This is a genomic window from Paenibacillus sp. strain BS8-2, from assembly GCF_054483835.1.
Genome location: NZ_CM137010.1, coordinates 3,463,804 through 3,480,000 on the forward strand (window position 1 = coordinate 3,463,804; position 16,197 = coordinate 3,480,000).

General features: G+C 47.9%; 15 protein-coding genes (1 of these 15 only partly in view). 10 read left to right on the forward strand and 5 right to left on the reverse strand.

Annotation, left to right across the window (positions count from 1 at the left end; genetic code table 11):
- The first annotated feature begins 34 nt into the window (after positions 1 to 34).
- The 4 genes from ACX1C1_RS14890 to ACX1C1_RS14905 all read left to right on the forward strand — a co-directional run bounded on the left by ACX1C1_RS14890 (position 35) and on the right by ACX1C1_RS14905 (position 3,988).
- The gene (locus tag ACX1C1_RS14890) at positions 35 to 1,495 is read left to right on the forward strand and encodes a circularly permuted type 2 ATP-grasp protein (protein ID WP_458952970.1); all 1,461 of its coding nucleotides are present in this window, start codon (positions 35 to 37) and stop codon (positions 1,493 to 1,495) included.
- Between the two features lie 15 nt (positions 1,496 to 1,510).
- The gene (locus ACX1C1_RS14895; protein ID WP_458952971.1) at positions 1,511 to 2,506 is read left to right on the forward strand and encodes an alpha-E domain-containing protein; all 996 of its coding nucleotides are present in this window, start codon (positions 1,511 to 1,513) and stop codon (positions 2,504 to 2,506) included.
- Positions 2,503 to 3,399: a transglutaminase family protein gene (locus tag ACX1C1_RS14900; protein ID WP_458952972.1), complete on the forward strand. Its 897-nt coding sequence runs from the start codon at positions 2,503 to 2,505 to the stop codon at positions 3,397 to 3,399. The genes ACX1C1_RS14895 and ACX1C1_RS14900 overlap by 4 nt, the downstream gene beginning before the upstream one ends.
- A 70-nt stretch (positions 3,400 to 3,469) precedes the next feature.
- Positions 3,470 to 3,988 carry a YhcN/YlaJ family sporulation lipoprotein gene (locus ACX1C1_RS14905; RefSeq protein WP_458952973.1) on the forward strand — a complete coding sequence of 173 codons (519 nt, stop codon included), beginning with the start codon at positions 3,470 to 3,472 and terminating at the stop codon, positions 3,986 to 3,988.
- Positions 3,989 to 4,084: 96 nt separating this feature from the next.
- Here the strand turns inward: ACX1C1_RS14905 and ACX1C1_RS14910 are convergent, their stop codons facing one another.
- Positions 4,085 to 4,612 carry a WGxxGxxG family protein gene (locus tag ACX1C1_RS14910; protein WP_458952974.1) on the reverse strand — a complete coding sequence of 176 codons (528 nt, stop codon included), beginning with the start codon at positions 4,610 to 4,612 and terminating at the stop codon, positions 4,085 to 4,087.
- 288 nt (positions 4,613 to 4,900) lie between these two features.
- On the opposite strand from ACX1C1_RS14910, the gene ACX1C1_RS14915 reads away from it, so the two are divergent.
- Positions 4,901 to 5,290 (forward strand): hypothetical protein, encoded by a 390-nt coding sequence (locus ACX1C1_RS14915; RefSeq protein WP_458952975.1) that lies wholly within the window; start codon positions 4,901 to 4,903, stop codon positions 5,288 to 5,290.
- An 83-nt stretch (positions 5,291 to 5,373) separates the two neighbouring features.
- On the opposite strand, the gene ACX1C1_RS14920 is transcribed toward ACX1C1_RS14915, so the two are convergent.
- Positions 5,374 to 6,831, reverse strand: coding sequence for a SpoVR family protein (locus ACX1C1_RS14920; protein ID WP_458952976.1), 1,458 nt, complete (start codon positions 6,829 to 6,831; stop codon positions 5,374 to 5,376).
- Between the two features lie 126 nt (positions 6,832 to 6,957).
- Positions 6,958 to 8,421 (reverse strand): MFS transporter, encoded by a 1,464-nt coding sequence (locus ACX1C1_RS14925; protein WP_458957690.1) that lies wholly within the window; start codon positions 8,419 to 8,421, stop codon positions 6,958 to 6,960.
- Positions 8,422 to 8,610: 189 nt separating this feature from the next.
- On the opposite strand from ACX1C1_RS14925, the gene fabI reads away from it, so the two are divergent.
- The 5 genes from fabI to ACX1C1_RS14950 all read left to right on the forward strand — a co-directional run bounded on the left by fabI (position 8,611) and on the right by ACX1C1_RS14950 (position 14,703).
- Positions 8,611 to 9,387 (forward strand): enoyl-ACP reductase FabI, encoded by a 777-nt coding sequence (gene fabI, locus ACX1C1_RS14930; RefSeq protein WP_458952977.1) that lies wholly within the window; start codon positions 8,611 to 8,613, stop codon positions 9,385 to 9,387.
- A 181-nt stretch (positions 9,388 to 9,568) separates the two neighbouring features.
- Positions 9,569 to 10,807: an ATP-binding protein gene (locus ACX1C1_RS14935; RefSeq protein WP_458952978.1), complete on the forward strand. Its 1,239-nt coding sequence runs from the start codon at positions 9,569 to 9,571 to the stop codon at positions 10,805 to 10,807.
- Between the two features lie 202 nt (positions 10,808 to 11,009).
- Positions 11,010 to 12,506, forward strand: a complete 1,497-nt coding sequence (gene arfA, locus ACX1C1_RS14940) for an arabinosylfuranosidase ArfA (protein WP_458957691.1) — start codon at positions 11,010 to 11,012, stop codon at positions 12,504 to 12,506.
- Positions 12,507 to 12,608: 102 nt separating this feature from the next.
- Complete coding sequence (locus tag ACX1C1_RS14945) at positions 12,609 to 13,520, forward strand: ArsR/SmtB family transcription factor (RefSeq protein ID WP_458952979.1); 912 nt, start codon at positions 12,609 to 12,611, stop codon at positions 13,518 to 13,520.
- A gap of 115 nt (positions 13,521 to 13,635) precedes the next feature.
- The gene (locus tag ACX1C1_RS14950) at positions 13,636 to 14,703 is read left to right on the forward strand and encodes an S-layer homology domain-containing protein (RefSeq protein ID WP_458952980.1); all 1,068 of its coding nucleotides are present in this window, start codon (positions 13,636 to 13,638) and stop codon (positions 14,701 to 14,703) included.
- A gap of 94 nt (positions 14,704 to 14,797) precedes the next feature.
- Here the strand turns inward: ACX1C1_RS14950 and glsA are convergent, their stop codons facing one another.
- Together glsA and ACX1C1_RS14960 are read right to left on the reverse strand one after the other, a co-directional pair.
- A complete protein-coding gene (gene glsA / locus ACX1C1_RS14955) occupies positions 14,798 to 15,766 on the reverse strand; it encodes a glutaminase A (RefSeq protein ID WP_458952981.1) in 969 nt (322 codons plus the stop codon).
- A gap of 22 nt (positions 15,767 to 15,788) precedes the next feature.
- Positions 15,789 to 16,197, reverse strand: the 3' portion of a protein-coding gene (locus ACX1C1_RS14960) for an endonuclease/exonuclease/phosphatase family protein (RefSeq protein WP_458952982.1). Its footprint extends 395 nt past the window's final position; 409 of the gene's 804 nt are visible here — the last part of the coding sequence; its start codon lies beyond the right edge, outside the window; it ends in the stop codon at positions 15,789 to 15,791.

The following is a 16,197-nucleotide window of genomic DNA, read 5'->3' on the forward strand; positions in this document are numbered from 1 at the left end:
AAACGCTTGCACCATCATGAAGGAGGCGGTTGTCATGTCGACGGCCAAACAGTCGCAACCCCCATTTTACGATTCTCATTCATTCTACGACGAGATGTTCGAGCGAGATTCTACGATTCGAACGCATTACGGGAACATTCATCGGCTGTTCGACCGGATCAAGCCTGCTGAGCTTGCGATGAAACAACAGGCTATTAATCAACGGATGCTGGAGGAAGGGATAACGTTTACGTTATACAATGAATCTCAGCATGAGCCTCTAGAAAGAACGATTCCATTCGATTATATTCCTCGCGTCATTCCGAAACATGAGTGGGAGTTGATTGATCGCGGGGTCAAACAACGTACACAGGCGCTAAACCTGTTCTTGCATGATGTTTATCACGAAGGACGTATCTTTAAGGACGGTATTGTACCTAGGAACATGATTGTAAGCAATACGTATTTCCGTCCGGAAATGGCTGGTCTACAAGTACCTGGGGGTGTATATATTACAGCATCGGGCATCGATCTGATTAGAGACGAGAAGGGTCGGTATTTCGTGCTGGAGGATAATTTGCGTTCGCCATCCGGCTTCTCTTATCTGTTCAAAGGTCGGTCGCTCATGAGCGAATTGTTCCACGAACTTTATCTATCGAGCTCAGTGCAGAGTGTCGAACGCAGCTTGAACTGCTTCTTAAGCTCGCTTCGTTCGCTTACTCCGAATGGTAATCGCAATCCTCTTATCGTACTTCTAACACCAGGCGTCTACAATTCGGCTTATTATGAACATGCTTTCCTCGCGCAGCAGATGGGCATACATCTTGTTGAAGGAAGAGACCTGGTGTACAAGGATCATAAAATTTATCTTCGGGATCTCAGAGGTCTTCGCCAAGTCGATGTTATCTATCGCCGAATTGACGATGAATTCATTGATCCGCTAGCTTTCCACCCCGATTCGCTGCTTGGCGTCCCTGGTTTGATGAACGCCTATCGAGCAGGCAATGTAGCGATAGCTAATGCGCCAGGAACAGGCGTAGCAGATGATAAGGCTGTGTATGCTTATGTGCCGGACATCATTCGATACTATTTGAACGAAGAGCCGGTCCTGCACAATGTGAGGACTTACGTGTTGACGCGCAAGGAAGAACGTGAATATGTGCTGGATAATCTGGACCAGCTGGTGGTCAAGGAGACATCGTTATCCGGCGGATACGGCATGTTGATCGGACCTACGGCTACATCCAAGGAGATTGCGCAGTTCGCGGATGCGATTCGAAAAGAACCATCGCGTTATATCGCCCAAACGACGATGAAGCTTTCTCAAGCGCCTGTTATGGTAGATGGGCGAATGACGCCAAGACATATCGATCTGAGGGCGTTTGCGTTAATGGGCGGCGAAGAGACGCATGTCATACCTGGAGGATTGACGCGCGTCGCGATGAAGGAAGGTTCGCTGGTTGTCAACTCGTCGCAGGGCGGCGGGGTTAAAGATACTTGGGTGCTGAATCGATAATAGGGAGGGATTGCCATGCTGAATCGGAATGCTGAGGCTTTGTTCTGGATCGGAAGGTACATGGAGCGTGCGGAGAACCACGCCAGATTAGTGGATGTCCATTATCATCTGCAGATAGACAAGGATGCTTCTTTGGGCGATGGTACCGAGGTTGCTCAAGAGACCGAATCTGCCGCGAAGTGGATGCGCATCGTTGACGCGCTCGGAAGCAGAGAGGCTTATGAAGGGCAGTATGGCGCCTATACGGAACAAGATGTGTTATTTTATACCACGCTTGATCGCGACAACCCCAACTCACTCGTTTCGTGTGTCAGCCACGCAAGAGGCAATGTTCGATCACTACGGGAAAAGCTGCCAAGCGAGCTATGGGATGTCGTAAACGGCTGTTACCTATGGCTTAGGGAGAAACGTCCTGATGAGCTTCTAGGCGCGTCACCGCATCAATTTTTTGCAAGAATCAAAGAATGGATGTCATTGTTTCTTGGTGTCAGCGCATCCGTCATGCCAAGAGAAAACGAATGGCATTTCATCGAGTGCGGCAGATATTTGGAACGGGCCGAAAATACACTGCGCATTATTCGCTCTGCCCAGCAGACGGTCGGGCAAGAGAAGTGGGATTCGATTGGCAGCTACTCCTATCTTCAGGCCGTACTCCGATCAGTCAGCGGGTATCAGGCGTTCAGGCGTTATTATGCGGATGGAATCTCTGTGCAGTCGATTATGGAGTTTGTTGTGCTTAATAATGTCTTCCCGCGCTCGCTGCATTTCTCTATGCACATGCTGGATGAGAGCTTATGCCGGATTGAGCTGCAGGATAAGTCGTTGCGGCTTGAGCATGAGCGTATGATTCGTCAAATCAGCAAAGTGAAAGCAGACATCGATTGCCTGGAGCGTGAGGATCTTACGGTCGACGCCGACGGGATGATTGTGACGCATCTGCTCAAAGCGACACAACAGCTCGGCACCATGTTTGCCAAAACCTTTTTTCGAATGGGGGAGGCAACCGCATGAAGCTGCAGATTTCGCATGTCACCCATTACGAATACGAGACGCCGGTTACGGACAGTGTCAATGAAGTACGACTGACACCTAGCACGAACGAGCGCCAATCATGTTATCAGCAATCCATATCGATCGAGCCTAATGCCTCCATGTTCAGTTATGAGGATTTTTTCGGCAATCGTGTGCACGCCTTTTCGGTTAATGCACTGCACCGTAAGCTAGTTATCAAAACAAATATGACCGTTGTGACAAAAGAAGCGCCAAGCCCGGCAGAATATGAGCTCGCTATTAGCAAACATCCCGCTGACTTGGCATGGCAATGGCTCGGAAGTGAGGAAGCAAGCAACAAGTATGCGGAGTTCCTTGCGGAGACTGATTATACAGCCATCACGCCAGAGGTCGTTGCGTTTGCCGGAAGCATGAACGAAAACGATGAAGGTGAACGTTCCGAGTTATCTATATTTGAATGGCTCTATCGGCTGTGCACGAAGATTAAGACGGAATTTATCTATGATCCCGATGCAACCAATGTCAAAACGACCGCATCCGAGATGTTTGGCATCAAACGTGGTGTATGTCAGGATTTCGCCCATCTCATGATCGCCAGCGCACGTTCTGTAGGCATTCCTGCCCGCTATATAAGCGGTTATCACTTTGTGGGAGACTTACAAGGTGGCAGCGCGGATTTCGAGCAGGCCTCACATGCTTGGGTAGAGGCGTTGGTCCCTAAGCTGGGCTGGTGCAGCTTTGATCCTACCAATATAGACCCCGTAGGGGAGCGGTATGTTAAGCTGGGGCATGGACGTGACTATAAAGATATCGTGCCAGTCAAAGGTGTTTATCGGGGAGCGGGGGAACAAAAGCTGATTGTGACAGTCGACGTTCGAAAGATCGAGGAATAAAGACATATGGCATGTATAATTCATCCGTCTCTGTAAATGTTAAGAGCATGAAGACGGAGGTGGATGAAGAATGATGCCATGGAGGAATATTGCGGCTATGCTGCTTTTGTCAAGTGCACTGGCGCTACAGACGGGATGCGGCGATCGAGTGGACAACCAAAGATCTACGGATTTAATGCCGAATCACGCGGCGAATTCTAACGCTTCACGAGGTATCGGTCAATTGAGTATGCGTTCGCAGACCGGAGGTACGGCACGTGTAGGGAGCGAGCAATTGATTCGAATCGCGGAGCAGGTGCCCGGCGTTGAGAAAGCAATACTGGCTATGAATGATAATCAGGTTGTTGTTGGCATCCAAGTGGACGACCAAGGAAAGCGGAAAATCGCGGAGAAGCAGGTTGTGTCGCAGTTGATGTGGCAATATCCGGAATACGATTATTACGTTACATCCAATAATGACTTGTTTGATCGGGTTCGTACTGCGAGCCAGAATCAAATGAAGGGGCAATACCGAACCAGATCGGTGACTTCGGACAAAGAAATCTCTTCGATTGTTGATGAAATCGCCAAGCAGTCAGTTAAGCCCTGAATGGGATTTACGGGTTCCGCGAAGAGGAAAAGCCTCTAACTCCACTCATTGTGGACTTGGAGGCTTTTCCTTATCGTGCTGCTATTGTGGTTGTCGTTATGCTCGGTCTCGCTCGCGGCTTCTCATGCCGGCAAGTCCAAGCAGACCGAGCAAGCCAAGCCAGCCCCAGCTGAATCCATCTTTAGTAGATGTAGTATCCGTGGCATTAACCCGGTATCTGTTGTTGACGTTATCCGTTGTGCTTAGTGTATTGTAACGACCGTTTGTGCGAGTATCACGAGTATCATATACGCGGCTCACGCCGTTCTCCACGCGATTTGTTGCACGGTTTACGCCGTTCTCAACACGGTTCGTTGCTCGGTTCACGCCATTCTCAATTCGGTTCGTGGCTCGATTTACATCATTTTCGACGCGATTTGCGGCACGGTTTATGCCGTTTTTCATGTCCCGGTATCCTTCGCGCATATCTTCGCCTAATGTATCATTATCATTGTATCTGGCCGATGAAACATCAAAGTTGCCGCGAGGCTCGATACCATCCCATCGATTGGCGTTGGCTGCTGGTGCGGCAAACGCTAATGAGAACGATGCGATTAGAAGTGCTAATAATCCAGCTTTCTTCATGTAGGCAAACATCCCTTTCGTTAATGAGGTGTCGGTACCAACTTAGCATTGGTCATTAACGAAATCGTTATGCGATATAAGAGCCCGACAGCAGTGGTAAGTAATTGGCTCTTTTGGTGCAATTGCCAACTTACATGTTGTTTGTCTGGGATGGATGTAGGCATGGTTTGATTTGTTCACGACATGTTCATGGGTATAGCCCTTTGGAGTCATAGAAATGGGTCTTGAAAATGATAAAATACGAAGTGTCAGGCTAGATGCGATATTTGGAAAGCAGGTGCAACTTAGATGTCAAAAACATTAAAATTCAAAATGACGACGGTTATTCTCGCTTTAGCCATACTGGTTGGACTGTCAGGCTGCTCATCTTCGTCTGAAGGCTCCGTCGACCCAGCGAATGTTGATGCAACCGTAACAACAGATCCGGCTCCAGCAGCGGTCAACCAGGAGGTTCAATTAGCGGTATTGTTTAGCGGAATTGAACTTGATAAGTCTGCGACCGTTTCCTTTGAGATCCGAAGCGGGGACAAGTCTGAGTTTGTTGACGCTTCATATCAGGGTAATAACACATTCTCGAGTCCATACTCCTTCACGCGCACCGGAATCAATGAAGTGTTTATACATCTCTACAGCGGAGATCTGCATGTGACCAAGAAGAAGCCGGTAGAGGTTCAATAGACGGTACACGGTACATACGGCACATATTCAAACAAGGGGCTAACGATTGTCATCCATGGATGACGATCGTTAGCCCCGCTTGTTTATAGGAATTTTCTGCTTGTTTTTTTGCCGTCGCAGCTAAAGACTATTTTTTTATCTTCGATGACCGTTTCGAGATGTACATTTTTGCCCCATAGATGAACGACATAAGGCAAAGTGCGTTCCACGTATTTGAGATCTAGTTCCATGCCTTCGTATTGATGGACCAGATACATTTCGCCAACGCGATTGAAGTCGCCGTCCTTCACCATTAATGTAGGGAAGCCGCCGTTGACCTTCGAATAAACAAGCTGATCGCGGATGTTTTCCCAGGATTTATCAGTGATTTTCCATTCCGGTCCCTTTTTCTCGAAAATATAGAGATCGAGATCATTGACCAGATCTTTAGTCAAATAGTTGCGCAAGAACGAGATATCGGAATCAAACTCGCGGACCTCGAACATTTTTTCCCGTCCTTTGCCTGGCGCTCGACCAAACCGTTTACGTTCTTCTTCGGTCGGATTGTCCCAGCGGCGCTCGATGTCCTCGAAAATTTTTAAGCCCAAATAATACGGATTGAGCGTGTGGCGCGAAGGTACGACAACGGAGGAATTGAGTTTGGCGAATTCGATTGTCTCCTCGCTGGTCAAATCCAGCTCGCGGATGATTCTTTGATGCCAGTAGGAAGCCCAGCCTTCGTTCATGATTTTGGTCTCGATCTGCGGCCAGAAATACAGCATCTCGTCGCGAAGCATGGACATAATGTCGCGTTGCCAATCCGCGAGCACGGTCGAATACTCCTCGATAAACCAGATGATGTCCTTCTCAGGTCTTGGAGGGAACCGTTTAAGATTGGCTGCTTTCGCTTCCGCATCCGCTTTGGCAGAGGCCGCTGCCTCCGTGTCAAGTCCCCATAAATCATCGTAGCCCGTAAGGAGGGGAGGCGCTTCCTTCTCCGAACGCTCCATCTCCTTACTGCTCATTTCGATATACCTCTTTTTGTCGAGCTGATAAGGCTTGATAAGCGTTGGATCAACATGCTCCTGGATGGCAAGGATCGCATCAATAAACTTTTCTACCGCCTCTGCCCCGTATAACATTTCGTATTGATGGATCCGATCGGCGGTTGCTGACATGCTTTCGACCATGTTGCGGTTGGAGACGCCGAACCTGGCGTTATTCTTGAAGAAGTCGCAATGCGCTAGAACGTGGGCGACAATGAGCTTGTTCTGGATGAGGGAGTTGCCGTCCAGCAGGAAGGCATAACAAGGATTGGAGTTGATGACCAGCTCGTAAATTTTGCTCAAGCCAAAATCATATTGCATCTTCATCTTGTTGAAGGTCTTGCCGAAGCTCCAATGGCTGAAGCGAGTCGGCATGCCGTACGCCCCGAATGTATAAATAATGTCGGCCGGGCATATCTCATACCTCATCTGATAGAAGTCGAGGCCGAAGCCTTGCGCAATTTCTGTTATTTCATCGATCGCTCGCTCCAGCGCCCGAATCTCCTCCTGTTTCATCCTTCATCCCTCCGGATTCCGAAATACGGTTCATACCATATGTATGACAAGAGGGGCAAGCGATATGATGAAGCTGCAAAAAATACCTGCATTGGTCCGAAGAAAGTTTGGTGCGATCGTAAGTGTTTATCCGTCAGCCAATCGTTTCTTCTGACGACCAGCCAGGGATACCGCACCGACTAGCAGGAGCAGCACTCCTGTGAATATAAATCCGTCTTGGATACCAAGCGCCAACCATCCTAGCGTAAAGGAGCCAGCGACAACGCCTAAGGAGAAGAAGGCATAAAAGTAACCGTAAGCCTTGCCGCGCCCTTCTGTCGTAGTGGAGCGAATGAGCAAAGTATTAATCGATGGAAACAACAAGCCGAATCCGATTCCGTACAAGGCCATGACGCCATACAACGCTATTGTAGCTTGTGATTGACTGATGAGCAGTTGGCTGATTCCCATAAATCCGATACCCAAAGCCATTGTAATGGATGGAGCAATCCGGTCGAAGATCCGATTGCTCGGCAATACGAATACGAGTACAGCAACGATGCCGAACGCGCTCAACAACGTGCCGCTTAAGCGGGAATCATATCCGAGCGACTGAACATGAAGCGGCAACTGGTAGGCGATTACGCCCTGTGAGAACATAAGGAAGAAAGCGCCGGCATATGCTTTGGCCATCCCGCTGTTAAGTGAAAAATCATCGCGGCGCTTACCAGAATCCCTTGAAAAAGATTCATTTGATTTCTTGTAGTTAGAAAGAAATAATGCGGATAACACCGTTAGAAGAAGCCCCAATGCAGCTACGCAAGAAAAAACAAAGGGAACGGATGTCTTGCTTGCCATGATTCCGCTGAAAGCTGGACCAATGATGGCTGCGAGCCCGACGAAGGTGCCGGTTAACGCGACCTTCTTGCCTTGCTGATCGCCAGCTGTCGTATTGGCGGAATACGTGAATGCGGCAGGGACGATTAACCCCGCGACAAAGCCGTGCAGGATACGTACAGCGATCAGTAAGACCGGACTATCTACAATGTGATAAAGCAGCAATGCAGCGCTTGAGAGGAGCAAACCGAACATCAAGATCCGGAAGGGGCCAACTTTGTCGGTGAGTATGCCGGAAACAATATTGCCGATCGTATTGGATAACGAATAAAGACCGATGACAAAACCGGCTACAAATGCACTGGCGCCGACGGAAGTAGCGAATGTGCTCATGACCGGAAGCTGCGCAAACAAGTCAAAAAATGAGAAAAATACGATGCCGTAAACAAGAAGCACTACGTTTATTGGCTGTGGCAAATAACGAGTCTGGGCTTTCTTCAGCTGCCAATCCAGCACGAAGTTGCCGAGCGGGACGAACGCTGCGGCAATTGCAGCGAGAGGCCAAAGCAAGCTCCATTTGATCCGAAGAGCGGCATAAATGATGGCTAGTCCGTAGCATACAAAGATACCTCCGTGTATGCTTCCCATGACGGTAACAGCCTGCGGGATGTCCCATACGTATTTGAGTGGCATGGCCACGCACAGCAACATTAATAAGGATATGCCATCTAGTAGACCGGCAATCCTAAGAATAGCAATTGGATGAAGGTTCACGTTCACAAATAATCTCCCCAAATCTGTTTGATTCCTTATTCTATCATCTCCTGCCCCAAGAATGTTGGAATCGGAGTAGATTGACATTGAACGTTTATAATTGATAAGATGATGGCAATTGTTCCAATTGGTATCTGGTACTAATTCTTGGTACTAATTGATTGGACCAAATGGATCTGGAGGTGCGGCATGAGTATAGTTCTACAAGGCAAACAATTCGTCGTGATGGGTGTTGCGAACGAACGAAGTATAGGATGGGGAATCGCCAAGTCGCTGCATCGTGCGGGGGCGCGCTTGATCTTTACGTACCGTAAAGAACGTTCATTGGAAAAGCTGGAGAAGCTGCTGAAGGAAGAAGGGATCGAACCTCTATTGACCGTTAGCTGCGATGTGTCCGATGATGAAAGTGTCACTCAAGCTTTTGATACGATCGGTGCGCGAGCAGGGGTCATTCATGGAGTGGCGCATTCCATCGCTTTTGCGGACAAAGACGAGCTGAGAGGCGAATATGCGAATACGACTCGAGAAGGGTTCTTGCTCGCGCATAATGCTAGCGCCTATTCGCTGGTAGCGGTGGCGCGTGAAGCGAGAAAGTGGATGAGCGAAGGAGGCAGTATTGTCACCCAATCCTATATCGGCGCAGAACGCGTCGTGCGCAACTACAATGTAATGGGTGTGGCCAAAGCTTCTTTGGAGGCAAGTGTAAAGTATTTGGCAGAGGATCTCGGCAAGTACGGCATTCGGGTCAACGCAGTTTCGGCAGGTCCAATACGGACATTAGCGGCCAAAGGTGTATCTGGATTTAACGATATTATGTCTACCATCGAACAAAAGGCGCCGCTTCGTCGAAACATCGATCAAGACGAAGTAGGCGACGCCACGATGTTCCTGCTAAGTCATCTTTCACGGGGCATTACGGGAGAAGTGCTGCATGTTGATGCCGGATATCATGTGCTTGGTATCTGAGTATCGTTGGACAAATAGCAGCGCTAATAAAATAGTTAACCTTTTTGGTATGCTTAGAGGGATACGTCGATGTGTGTCGAATAAGCGATTAACAGGTAGAAATGACCGGTTAAGCTGTGCGACAAATTTCTGACTGCTGAAAGGGTTGACGGACTTGGTCTATTCGTTGTGGGAGCAAGTTGTGCATGGATTTATATATGTCGTATTGGCGTGTATGGCTTATTTGCTCGTGTCACCGAAACATAAATTCCATCCGAAGAAGCAACTGATCGCCTATATTTGCGTAAGCAGCATGATTATTGTGGTCTACCTATTAATAGAACGACCCGGCGGCACTTCATACGCCTTGTATATGATGCCGATTTGCCTCGTGCTTGCCATCCTTTATGATCGATGGTTCGCGAGTATAATCTGCCTTCTCGTAATGGGAGGGGCTAGCGTTGTATTGTTCGAAAACCCGTGGGAGCCTGTATTTGTCAGTGCGATTGTCATGATGGGAACGGGCTTTATACGCAACAAATGGTGGCCGATTCGCGACTTGCCCAAGATGACAATCTATTCGGTGTTCGGCACATGTCTATATCTCGCGACTTATCTTACCGTGGAACGAATCGTTTATGGCGGATGGATGGCGACTAAACAAGAGCTTCTTATATATGTTCCATCTGCAATCACCATTTCGCTGGTAGTTGCATTCCTCTCTTATTTTGTCAAATATCAGGTCAATCTGCAGAAGAAACTTAATCAGTCTGAGAAGTATCAAACGATCGGTCAACTTGCTGCCTCCATATCGCATGAGATTCGAAACCCTTTGACGACAACGCGGGGGTTCTTACAGCTTATGAACTATGATAAGCTGACCAAGGACAATTTCGAGCGATATCGAAAATTTGCTTTCGAGGGACTGGATCATGCCAACCAGATCATATCGGATTACTTGAACTTCTCCAAGCCGAACAATGAAAGCGCCAAGCCGCTTAATGTGGCCGAAGAAATCGGTGGTGTGATCAAGTGGCTGGAGCCATATGCTGTGCAGCTCAACGTGTCTATCGTCACATATCATATGGAGAGCGAACCACTTTTCATTCTCGCAGAGGCTAAGCAGTTCCAGCAGTGTATGCTAAATGTGATGAAAAACGCAGTAGAGGCGATGAGTGATAACGGCGGATTGCTGACTGTGAGGACGCTTTGTGAAGACGATCTTGTACAAATTTTGATTCGAGATACGGGAGTTGGCATGGATCCAGAGCAGATCAAGCAAATCGGCATGCCTTATTACACGACCAAGGAAAGTGGTACGGGTCTTGGGCTTATGGTCGTCATCAGTTTGGTAAAGTCGATGAATGGCAAGATCATGTTCCGCAGCAGACGGAATCAAGGGACGATTTGCGAGATTCAACTCCACAAATATATGCCTTAGAAGGAAACCGACGTAGACCATTAACCCAAAAAGGTTAGTGGTTTTATTTTGTTTGCATCTATATAATTGTATTGAAATTATATTTGTATTAATTCATATTATTTTAAATTAGTGATTGAATTAATCTAATACTTGTTGTTTAATGAGTATATGCATGACAATTGGTTAAGGGAGTGTGGATATTGTGAGTTGGCGAGCGAAGATGATAGTGGATAAGGACTTTGTAATTGGTCAGGTTGATGATCGTATATATGGTTCATTTATCGAGCATCTGGGAAGAGCGGTTTATGGAGGGATCTATGAGCAGGGGCACTCAAGCGCCGATGAGCAAGGGTTCCGTACGGATGTGCTTGAGCTAGTCAAGGAACTGCAAGTACCGATCGTTCGATATCCAGGAGGCAATTTTGTATCCGGATACAATTGGGAGGATGGAATTGGGCCTTTATCCGAGCGACCGAGACGGCTCGATCTTGCCTGGCGTACGATCGAGCCCAATTGGGTCGGCTATAACGAATTTATCGATTGGTGCCGCAAAGCTGGAACAGAAGCGATGATGGCAGTCAATCTAGGAACTCGCGGTATTGATGAGGCCCGTAATCTCGTGGAATATTCGAATCATCCATCAGGATCATACTGGAGTGATTTAAGACGTTCCCATGGGTATGAAACTCCGCATGCCGTCAAAACCTGGTGTCTAGGCAACGAGATGGACGGACCTTGGCAGATTGGCAGCAAGACGGCAATCGAATACGGTAGGCTGGCGAACGAAGCGGGCAAGACGATGAAATGGATTGATCCATCCATTGAGCTAGTAGCATGCGGCAGCTCCAGCCGTACAATGGCGACCTTCCCGGAGTGGGAAGCGACGGTTCTTGACCTTACTTACGATACGGTGGATTATTTGTCCATCCATCAGTATTATGGCAATCAGAGAGGCGATACAAAGAACTTCCTGGCACAATCGCTTGGGATGGATCATTTTATTCATACAGTTATATCCACTGCGGATTATATTCAGGCGAAGAAACGTAGCAGCAAAAAAATGAACTTGTCGTTCGACGAGTGGAACGTATGGTTCCATTCGCATGACCACGACTCCAAACTTGAGCCATGGTCCATTGCGCCACCGCAATTGGAGGATGTATACACGCATGAAGATGCATTAGTCGTCGGTTGTATGCTGATCAGCTTGCTTAAACGCGCGGACAGAGTTAAGATGGCCTGCATGGCTCAGCTAGTTAACGTAATTGCGCCTATTATGACACGAAACGGCGGTCCGGCATGGAGGCAAACCATCTATTATCCATATCTGCATGCAAGTGTTTTCGGCCGTGGGCAAGTGCTGGTACCGCTTATCCAATCGCCCAAATATGACAGTTCTGATTTTACTGATGTACCTTATGTAGAATCTGTTGCCGTCTACAACGAAGAACGTAACGAAGTTACGGTATTCGCCGTAAACCGCTCCATGGAGGAAGCAATTCCATTCGAGATCGATCTGCGAAGCTTTGGAGCAGCCACGGTTGTGGAGCATATTGTGCTGGAGCATGATGATCATCTGGCGACTAACACGGAGCTGCAGCCTAACAATGTACAGCCGCATAATGGCGGTACTGCCGCGATCCAAGGGGAAGGCAAGCTGGAGGCACGTCTCGGTAAAGCTTCGTGGAACGTTATTCGTCTGAAGATCCAGTTGTAATTGAATATATTAGCTTAATGAGGGGTGGATGAGAGGCTTGAGAGCTGATAATCCATCCCTCGTGTTGTATGATAGTACCATGCAGAGGAAGGAAGGGATAACGTGATTCAAGCCAATACGGATGCGAAATGGCTACCGCTTTATGAAGCGCTTGCTTCTGAAGTAAGGCTCGCTATTCTTAATATGCTGGCACACGATAATATGAACGTAAAAGATATTGCGACGCAATTAGGACTTAGCAGCGCAATCGTCACTATGCACATCCGCAAGCTGGAGACAGCCGGTTTACTGCACTCGCGCATGGTTCGCAAGGATGGAGGGACGCATAAGATGTGCGAACTTTCCGAGCAATCTATACATATCGAGCTGCCATTCAAAAGCGAAGCTGTGATGAAATATCACGAAACTTTGATTCCAGTCGGTCATTATTCCGAATATGAAGTTCATCCCACTTGCGGAATCGCAACGAGGGAACATTATATCGGACAATTCGACGATCCAAGATATTTTCTAGAGCCCGAACGAATGAACGCGGGCATTCTCTGGTTTGGACACGGGTATGTGGAATACAAGCTGCCTAATTATCTAGTTGTAACCCAACAGCCCGAAGCGATTGAAATCATGTTAGAGCTAGGGTCCGAAGCTCCCGGTGTCAATGAAAATTGGCCTTCGGATATCTACTTCCAATTAAACGGTTGCGAGCTAGGCATATGGACGAGTCCAGGGGATTACGGCAAGCAAAGAGGGAAATTTACGCCCGGCTGGTGGCCGGAGACGGTCAATCAATATGGACTGCTCAAGTTGATTCGGATACAGGAAGACGGGACCTATATTGACGGGCAACGTTTGTCCGATACAACCCTAAAGGACATCTCGTTACAGCGTAATCAATGGTCATTACGAATTGGGGTTGATCAGGAAGCCCGACACGTTGGCGGTGTTACGTTATATGGCAGCGGATTCGGCAATTACAACCAGGATATTGTGTTCAGGGTGTACTATTCGGGACAATAAACGATCGATCTCTGGCAGCAGGGTTCTTGACCTGTTTTTCCCTGTAGTTCTGACGATTGGATTCTGTTATCCTTCATAGGGTGTTAAGAAATCCAATTGGGAGAGGAAGTACGGGATGAATAGAATGTTCATGCACGGAACCATCGCCTTGTTATCGGGGCTGATTCTTGTGGCTCCCCTGCAATCGGGATTGGTCGCAGCTGCGGCAGAAGCAAGGTCGTTCGATCATTATTTTCCAATAGATATTGAAGATCATTGGGCATACTCGGAGCTAGACAACTTTGTTGTGTCTGACCTGCTTATGGGGTATGAGACGCCTAACGGAGACATAGAGATAAGACCGGATCAACAAGTTACTCGAGCTGAGTTTGTGTCACTGCTTGTTCGAACGTTAGGTCTCAAAAGTGAGCAATCGGAGCACACTTTTGATGATGTGCCAGCAGATAAGTGGTATGCCGAAGCCGTAAATATCGCAAGCTCACTAGGAATTGTGAATGGCGTATCCGCTACAGCATTTATGCCGGAGCAATGGATTGAACGTGGCGAGATTGCAGCTATGGTCGTTCGCGCTTTCGATGATTCCATCCCATTCGTGGAGGAGCCGGGCGCGAATTCATTTACCGACGTACCTGCAGATGATTATTTCGCTTCGGTCGATATTGCCAAAGCAAGTGATGCGGGTATCGTAAACGGTATGACTGCGAGCGAGTTCATGCCGTTTGCGCAAGCGAAGCGTGCTGAAGCTGTAGTTATGCTACAGCGAGCGCTGCATCTGCAAGTCGGCGAAATTCCAGATGAAACATCGTTAATGTCGGTCATTACGGAAGCTGATCAAGTCGAAATGGAAGCCATTAACAATGGTGAACTGCAAGGTTTAATCAGCGTGTTGTCCAAACAGTATACGGCGTTCCAGCTGTCGTCTCTAGAACAATACGTGGATGGTATGGTAAGTCTTGTCGACGAGGGAATCAGCATCAGCGTGGAGCAGACGGGCGAGAGAAAGCTGGAAGTATTACTCGCTACGGATCGTTATGCGATCTTGAAGTCAACGGGCGGAGAGTGGCAATTCAAATATAAGTTTGATGATCAGCAGCAATCGGAGACGGTATCCAGCGACGGTCATTACTACATGAAGAAAACAGATGACGGTAATTGGAAAATCTATGCGATTTACGAAGAATAGTGAAACGATATCAAGTGATAAACAGAAAACAGCCTCTAATCCCGCTTTATTAAAGCGGGGCTAGGGGCTGTCTTTATGAACTAAACCTAAAGCATTAGAATAAGCTCCAATCCAGCTTCTGAGACATCGTTTCTAATAGATGAACGCCAGCGATGCTATTTCCTTTCGGATTTAAGGCCGGGCCAATCAATCCGATGCCATAACGACCGGGTACCATTGTCAAAATCCCCCCTGCGACACCGCTCTTGGCCGGTAAGCCTACTTCTATAGCGAACTCGCCCGAAGCATTATACATGCCGCAAGTAACCATAAATGTTTTGGCGATTTGTACGTACCTGCGAGGCACGATTTCTTCACCCGAGATGGGATCTTTGCCATCCATTGCAAGGACTAAGGCCATTTGAGCTAGATCGGAGCAAGTGGCATTAATGGAACAATGTCGGAAGTAAACATCTAGAACATCGTCCACATTCCCTTTGAGGACGCCTTTGTCTTTGAGATAATAAGCCATCGAACGGTTTAGGTCGGCTGACTCGGCTTCGGATCGATAGACAGCTAAGTCGTAATCCATGGCGTCATTCCGAGATAAGCGTCGGAAAAATTGTAGGACGCGCTCAGACTTTTCTACAGGACTGCTTCCCGCGATGAGGGAGGATACTGCGATTGCTCCCGCGTTAATAAGCGGATTAAAAGGGATGCTGGGCTGCACCAGCTCCAGCTTAAGCATTGAATTAAAGTTGTCGCCGGTCGGCTCCATGCCGACCTTGTCGAAGACGGCTGCGGCTCCGTGATCCATCAGGGCAAGTAACAGAGTGAATACTTTGGAGATGCTTTGCATCGTAAAAGTTAGTCCACAATCGCCAGCGGAGACCGTCTGGCCAAATGCATCAATAATATGAATGCCTAAAGCATCAGCTGGCGCTTTGGATAACTCAGGGATGTATGACGCGACCTTGCCATCCTTGCATAGGACGCTGCTCGCTTCGACCCACCTCGGCAGATGTTCGCGAATAAATGTTAATTCTTGCTCGCGCTGAAGGTTGTGTATCGACGGATTGTTCATTGTACGTGACCTCCTGTACTTATTACGATTCTGAAATGGCGGGGCGGAACGAAATTTCCGCAAGAATAGGGTAATGATCGGATGGATAACGATTGTTTCGTGAATCACGAAGGACCTTGACGTTTTGAATGATAGTATTTGTACTAGCGAAAATATAATCGATAGGCTCGCCTTCGGTGCCGCCTACGAAATCATGGAAGGTCAGTCCAACTGGTTCTTCGGAAGTGCTGTAAGCATCTAGAAGCTCCTTAACCAATACTTGAATTGCTGGATCGCTTGGGTTGCAATTAAGGTCTCCCGTGACAACGAAAGGCAACGACTCGTTACCCAAAATTTTGTTGATCTGGCGCAGTATGAGTTCGGCACTATGTTCTCTTGCCTGTTGTCCAACATGATCGAAGTGGGTGTTGAATAGATATACTTGCTCATCT